Origin of the sequence: Streptomyces sp. SID3343 (assembly GCF_009865215.1) — a bacterium.
Lineage (GTDB): Bacteria > Actinomycetota > Actinomycetes > Streptomycetales > Streptomycetaceae > Embleya.
On the sequence record NZ_WWJX01000707.1, the window covers coordinates 1 to 4,125 of the forward strand.

4 protein-coding genes and 1 pseudogene are annotated in these 4,125 nt (G+C 69.6%); 3 read left to right on the forward strand and 2 right to left on the reverse strand.

Translation table 11 applies throughout. The features are described 5' to 3' along the window. Positions 1 to 291, reverse strand: a 291-nt coding sequence (locus GT354_RS21575; protein ID WP_161357995.1) for an IclR family transcriptional regulator, incomplete at its 3' end; no start/stop codon positions are given. Between the two features lie 644 nt (positions 292 to 935). Here GT354_RS21575 and GT354_RS21580 point away from each other — a divergent pair. The 3 genes from GT354_RS21580 (at position 936) to GT354_RS21590 (ending at position 3,771) form a co-directional block, all read left to right on the forward strand. Beyond that, positions 936 to 1,646, forward strand: a complete 711-nt coding sequence (locus GT354_RS21580) for an MIP/aquaporin family protein (protein WP_161357997.1) — start codon at positions 936 to 938, stop codon at positions 1,644 to 1,646. A gap of 104 nt (positions 1,647 to 1,750) precedes the next feature. After that, positions 1,751 to 3,271, forward strand: a complete 1,521-nt coding sequence (gene glpK, locus GT354_RS21585) for a glycerol kinase GlpK (protein WP_161357999.1) — start codon at positions 1,751 to 1,753, stop codon at positions 3,269 to 3,271. A gap of 164 nt (positions 3,272 to 3,435) precedes the next feature. Further along, positions 3,436 to 3,771: an Lsr2 family protein gene (locus GT354_RS21590; protein WP_161358000.1), complete on the forward strand. Its 336-nt coding sequence runs from the start codon at positions 3,436 to 3,438 to the stop codon at positions 3,769 to 3,771. A 119-nt stretch (positions 3,772 to 3,890) separates the two neighbouring features. Here the strand turns inward: GT354_RS21590 and GT354_RS21595 are convergent. Next, a pseudogene (locus tag GT354_RS21595) lies at positions 3,891 to 4,125 on the reverse strand (hypothetical protein); the annotation flags it as partial.

Here is a 4,125-nt window from a genome sequence, read left to right on the forward strand (position 1 = left end):
GCTCGCCCGGGCCAGGTCGTCGGCCCAGACCAGGGCTCGCGCGCGCAGTTCGTGGACGTCGAGATAGGAATTGCTCAGTCGCAGCAGCTCGGCGCCGAGCTGGTACTTGCCGCTCTTGGCGTCCTGTTCGACGAACCCCTCCTGGTGCAGGGTGCGCAGGATGCCGTGCGCGGTGCCTTTCGCGAGGCCCAGGGTCGTGGCCACCTCGCTGAGCCCGAATCGCCGCTCGCCTCCGGCCAGCAACCGCAGGATGGCCGCCGCACGTTCGAGCGACTGGATGGGACCGGGCATACCAACTCCTCCATCGACGATCAGGTTGGCAATGTAGAACAGCGGTCGCCAATGAGCCATGCTGCGAGCCGCGTTCGCCCGCCCCGGCCGGCTCCCCGCCCGGCGTCCGACAATGCGTGCGACCCGTTGATATCGGGATGTTTTCCACGGCCCGAACGACCGCGAGCGCGACATCCGATGGTGAAGAGTTGCGCACCGGCTCTTGACGTCGGCACGACCCGCAGAGAAAACTGCCGGACAGCGGTCGTCAATGTCGAACTCCAGTCACTATCACCGAACAACATCGGGCGCGACAACTCGCCTTCCCGCCGGTCGGGCGACCATTTTCGGTCGCGGATCGTATCGCTTCTCGGGTCGCACCACCTCTCGGTTCGACCAACGTTCGAACCTACGTGCCTGCCTGACACGCCTTTCGTGGACATGCGTGCGTGACACGCCTGTGTGACGTGCCTTCGTATCGACTCGCTCTCGGTTCGAGCCCCGCCCAGCCCCGCCCTCGAATCGCGACGCGGGTCGATCCGAGTGCGCACCACCTTGCGTCGGCCGCCCCACAACGGCTCGACGTCATCACCGCGCCCCGCCGGCTCCGGCTCGGCGCGAGTCGTCCGGCGCCCACCGGCGCCATCGGAGAGGAAGGGCCGGCAGTGACGAGCGACAAGATTTTCATCGGCGAGACCCTGGGCACCGCGATATTGGTGCTCATGGGCGTCGGCGTCTGCGCGGCGGTCACCTTGAACCGGTCGAAGGCGCAGAACGCCGGTTGGTTGGCGATCACCTTCGGCTGGGGCTTCGCGGTGCTGTCCGGCGCGTATGCGAGCGTCTCGCTGTCCGGGGCGCACCTCAACCCGGCCGTCACCCTCGGCATCGCGGTCAAGACCGGCCAGTGGGACAAGGTGCCGGTCTACTTCGCCGGACAACTCGTCGGCGCCGTGATCGGCGCCGTCCTCGCGTGGCTCACCTACCTCGGCCAGTTCCAACAACACGACGAACCCGTCCTCGGCGTCTTCGCGACCCAGCCGGAGATCCGCAACCCCGTGCAGAACGTGATCACCGAGACCATCGCCACCACGGTCCTGGTGTTGGTGATCCTGACCCAGGGCCTGACCGACGGGCTCGCCCTGTCCGGTACCGGGATCCTGATGACGGCCCTGCTCGTGGTCGGGATCGGCCTCTCGCTCGGCGGCCCGACCGGCTATGCGATCAACCCGGTCCGCGACCTCGGACCGCGTCTGGTGCACTCGATCCTGCCCATCCCGAACAAGGGCGGCTCCGACTGGGCATATGCCTGGGTGCCGGTGGCCGGCCCGATGCTCGGCGGGTTGGCCGCCGGCGGGCTGTACCGTCTGGCGTTCTGACCCACCGTCGAACCACGCCCGTAGCGCCCTTACCGCAGCACCGCACTCGCCCACATCCGGATCCCGGAAGATCGAAAGACCGGAAGATCGAAAGAAGAGGGGCCATGCCCGACACCTACATCGCCGCGATCGATCAGGGCACCACGTCCAGTCGCTGCATCGTCTTCGGCGCGGACGGCCGCATCGTCGCGGTCGACCAGCGCGAGCACCGACAGATCTTCCCGCGCCCTGGGTGGGTCGAGCACGACGCCTCGGAGATCTGGACGGTCGTGCAAGCGGTCGTGGCCGGCGCGCTGGCGCAGGCCGGCATCCGCAAGGAGCAGATCAGGGCGCTGGGCATCACCAACCAGCGCGAGACCACGGTGCTGTGGGATCGCCACACCGGCGAGCCCGTACACAACGCGATCGTGTGGCAGGACACCCGAACCGACGCGCTGTGCCGCGAACTCGGCGGCAACGTCGGCCAGGACCGCTTCCGGGTGGAGACCGGGCTACCCCTCGCGAGCTACTTCGCCGGCCCCAAGGCCCGTTGGCTGCTCGACAACATCGAGGGCCTGCGCGAGCGCGCCGAACGCGGTGACGTCCTCTTCGGCACCATGGAGAGTTGGGTCATCTGGAACCTCACCGGTGGCCCGGACGGCGGCGTACACGTCACCGACGTCACCAACGCGTCGCGCACCATGCTGATGAATCTGGAAACCCTCGACTGGGACGACCGGATACTGCGCGCGATGGACGTCCCGCGCGCGATGCTCGCCGAGATCCGGTCCTCGTCGGAGGTGTACGGCACCGCTCGCGGCGCCTTGGAGGGCGTGCCCGTCGCGTCCGCGCTCGGCGACCAGCAGGCGGCGCTGTTCGGCCAGACGTGCTTCGAGGAGGGCGAGGCCAAGAGCACGTACGGCACCGGCAGTTTCCTGCTGATCAACACCGGATCGCGGGTCGTGCAGTCGCATCACGGGCTGCTCAGCACCGTCGGGTATCGGCTCGGCGACGAAGCGCCCGTGTACGCCCTCGAGGGCTCGATCGCGGTCACCGGCTCGCTCGTGCAGTGGATGCGCGATCAGCTGGGGCTGATCTCGACGGCCGCGGAGATCGAGACGCTGGCGTTGACCGTCGAGGACAACGGCGGCGCCTACTACGTACCGGCGTTCTCCGGGCTGTTCGCGCCCTATTGGCGCTCGGACGCGCGTGGGGTGATCGCGGGCCTGACCGCGTACGTCAACAAGGGACACCTCGCGCGAGCCGTCCTGGAGGCGACCGCGTGGCAGACTCGCGAGGTGGTCGACGCGATGGAACGCGACTCCGGCGTCAAGCTCGCGGCGCTCAAGGTCGACGGCGGCATGACGGCGAACAACCTGCTCATGCAGACCATCGCCGACGTGCTGGACGCGCCGGTCGCCCGCCCGTTCGTCGCCGAGACCACCGCACTGGGCGCCGCGTACGCCGCAGGGCTGGCGGTCGGCTACTGGCCCGACCTGGACTCCCTGCGCGCGAACTGGCACCGCGCCGCCGAGTGGACTTCGCAGATGGACACCGCCACCCGCGAACGCGGCTACCGCGACTGGCACAAGGCGGTCGAGCGAACGATGAACTGGGTCGAGGACGACGACGCCCCCACCGCCTGACCCGACCCCACCGCCGGGCCTTCGGCACACGTCCGCACGAGACCGCCGCCTTGGACCACTCGGGCCCGCACTCACCTGTGCCGGCAGGCGTTGGAGGCGCCTCCCCGCCGGCGGCCTCGGTGGACGTTACGATTTCCCCCTTCCCAGGAAGGGGATTGCCAACAATGGCCCAGCGCGTAGTCACGCTCTACACCGATGACATCACCGGCGATACCGGCGACGGCATCGCGTCCCACACCTTCGCGTTGGACGGCGCCGAGTACGAGATCGACCTCGGCGAGGACACCTACCAGAAGCTGCTGGACACGCTCGGCCCCTACTTTCGGGCCGCTCGCAAGACCGGCGCCGCAACGCGCCGCGGCAAAACCGCCCGCACCGCCGCCCGCCAGGGACCGGATCCCGCACAGGTCCGCGAATGGGCCAGGTCGCAGGGCATAGAGGTCAACGCCCGGGGCCGAATCCCCGCAGACCTCGTCGACAAGTATCAGGCCGCCCACTAGCCACCGGACCCCGCGTCCCGGCCGCGCCCAGCCGACCAACGGCGCGACCGGGGCGGGCGGCTCACCGCACCGGATCCACGCGGGCCGACCCGGCCGCGATTTCGTTCGGTGGCGAGTCGTCAACGCCGTACCGTGGACGGGGCCTCGACGTCGAGGTAGCGGTGGCCCCGCGGACCGCGGTACTCCAGGACCACCCACCCCAAATCGCCCAGCACCCGCGCACACTCGCGCAACGCCCGCTCCGCCGCGTGGCCCGCGCCGCTTCCCCGCGGGCCCGGCCACTCCACCCGCACGACCTGCGGATGCCCCGTGGCCGTCACGTGATAGCCGGCCACCGTACGGGCGCCCTGCGCG